This is a genomic window from Pedobacter heparinus (assembly GCF_032678725.1).
Lineage (GTDB): Bacteria > Bacteroidota > Bacteroidia > Sphingobacteriales > Sphingobacteriaceae > Pedobacter > Pedobacter heparinus_A.
In genome coordinates this window covers 1-1,966 of sequence record NZ_JAVTSC010000038.1, presented here as the reverse complement: position 1 = coordinate 1,966, position 1,966 = coordinate 1, and the positions used below count along the sequence as shown (strand labels likewise).

3 protein-coding genes are annotated in these 1,966 nt (G+C 49.3%); all 3 read left to right on the top strand.

The features are described 5' to 3' along the window. The coding region (locus tag R2Q85_RS24470) for an aminotransferase class I/II-fold pyridoxal phosphate-dependent enzyme (RefSeq protein WP_316814435.1) at positions 1-1,064 on the top strand (1,064 nt) is incomplete at its 5' end. A 15-nt stretch (positions 1,065-1,079) separates the two neighbouring features. Next, complete coding sequence (locus R2Q85_RS24465; protein ID WP_316814434.1) at positions 1,080-1,748, top strand: hypothetical protein; 669 nt, start codon at positions 1,080-1,082, stop codon at positions 1,746-1,748. Then, positions 1,745-1,966, top strand: a 222-nt coding sequence (locus R2Q85_RS24460) for a MauE/DoxX family redox-associated membrane protein (protein WP_410478910.1), incomplete at its 3' end; no start/stop codon positions are given. The genes R2Q85_RS24465 and R2Q85_RS24460, both read left to right, overlap by 4 nt.

Sequence of the window (1,966 nt, the reverse complement as noted above, 5' to 3'; positions counted from 1 at the left end):
CATTTGTATCTGTAGTAAGCAACGACTACCTGGGCCTGAGCCAGCACCCCGCCGTAAAAGCGGCTGCCATTGCTGCGATAGATCGTTATGGCGCGGGTGCTACAGCCAGCCCGGCCATTGGCGGGCATATGGATGTTCACCGCGCGGTAGAGCAAAAAATTGCGGGCTTTTACCGGCAGCAGGCGGCTATTTTATTCCCTACCGGTTACTCGGCCAATACATCTGCCATGCAGGCCCTGTTTAAAAAGGAAGACCTGGCCATTGCAGATGGCAGTATACATGCCAGTATGATAGAAGGGATAAAGTATACCACCAACGTAAAAACCTTTAAGCACAACAATATGGAACACCTGGAAACCATGCTTAAGTTAACCAGGGGCAAATACCGGAGTGTTGTGGTGGTGGTAGATGGGGTATACAGCCAACCGGGCGATATTGCCCCGCTTGATCAGATTGTTGCCTTGTGTAAACAGTATGGTGCTTTTTTAGCAGTGGACGATGCCCATGGTGTAGGGGTAATTGGCCAGACAGGCCGGGGTGTGATAGAGCTGTTTGATGCCTGGCATGATGTGGACATCATTACCGGCACCTTTAGTAAAACCTTTGGCCATATGGGCGGCTATGTGGTAGCCAAACCAGAAATTATAGACTACCTGCAGTTCCAGGCGGCCCACCACATATTTTCTGTAGCGCCGCCACCATCTATAGCCTGCGTGCTGGAAAGCATAGACCTGATTGATAAGGAGCCGGAGCGGACGGTTAAGCTTTGGGAAAACATCAATTACCTGAACGCAGGGTTAAAGGGTTTGGGTTTAAACACCGGCAATACGGCCAGCGCGATTATACCGGTGATTACCGGGGATGCCAACCGGAACGCGGAGATCTGCAGGCTGCTACTGGAAGCGGGTGTGTATGCCAACCAGATTGGCTACCCTGCCGTAAGCATGAAGGATGCCAGGATACGGATGGCTATTACGGCCAGCCATACCACGGAACACCTGGACAGGATATTGAATGCCTGGGAAGATGTAACGACGAAAATGAGGATATGGAATTTTGAATAAAACAGCCTGGGTACAATGAGAAAGAAAAAAAGACAGGCAAGCGGCAGAGATCCGGTAGCCACCAAAAGTAATGCAAACAAAGCATTTTGGGAACGTATGGCCAGCCAGGGTTACAGAGGGTTGACCAATGCAGAACTGGCCGAGCGTGCAGGTGTACACCCGAGCACCATAGGCAGGGAATTGGGTGGTTTGGATGCGATAGCCACAAGTGGCATTGGGGAGCATGATTACTGGAACCCCTTTTTTGAGAAATTTAGCCTGCCCGCAAACAGTGATGACTGGAAATTCAGGGAAATGTTTAAAGAGCTGATGCAGACCAATTTTTCTGCTTTTATGAGCAGTGATTATATGCAGCATGCCATCCTAGCCCAGATCAGTGTAGAGAGTGAAACGCTGCGTAAAATTTCGGAGGCAAGGGAACGGGAAGGTGCCAGACTGCTGGGATTGTCTGATCCTAATTATAAACACAGCGGGGTAAGTTTCAGGGCGGTAATTGCATTGATACTGGGTGGGATCTATTACCTGGTGCTGCATGCCCGGTACAATAAGAGCACGGTGTGCGGGATTGACATCAATAAGGAAAAAGATTACCAGAAAATAAAGGATACCATCGCTTATATCATTGACCTGGTATGGCGGGATGCGGGTAAGAAACGTAAACGGGCAACAAGAGAAAAGAAATGAAAGCTAAAATTATTGTGATTAATACTTGTACGGTATTGCTGGTGCTGCTGTTTTTTTATACGGCATTGAGCAAGGTGCTGGAATATGAAAAGTTTATTTTCCAGATGCGGCTATCGCCGCTGGTGCTGATGCAGCGGCTTGCGCCGGTAATTGGGGTGCTGGTGATACTGGCGGAATTGTTGGTTGTGTGGGCTTTGCTATGGCCGGGCTGGGAGAAG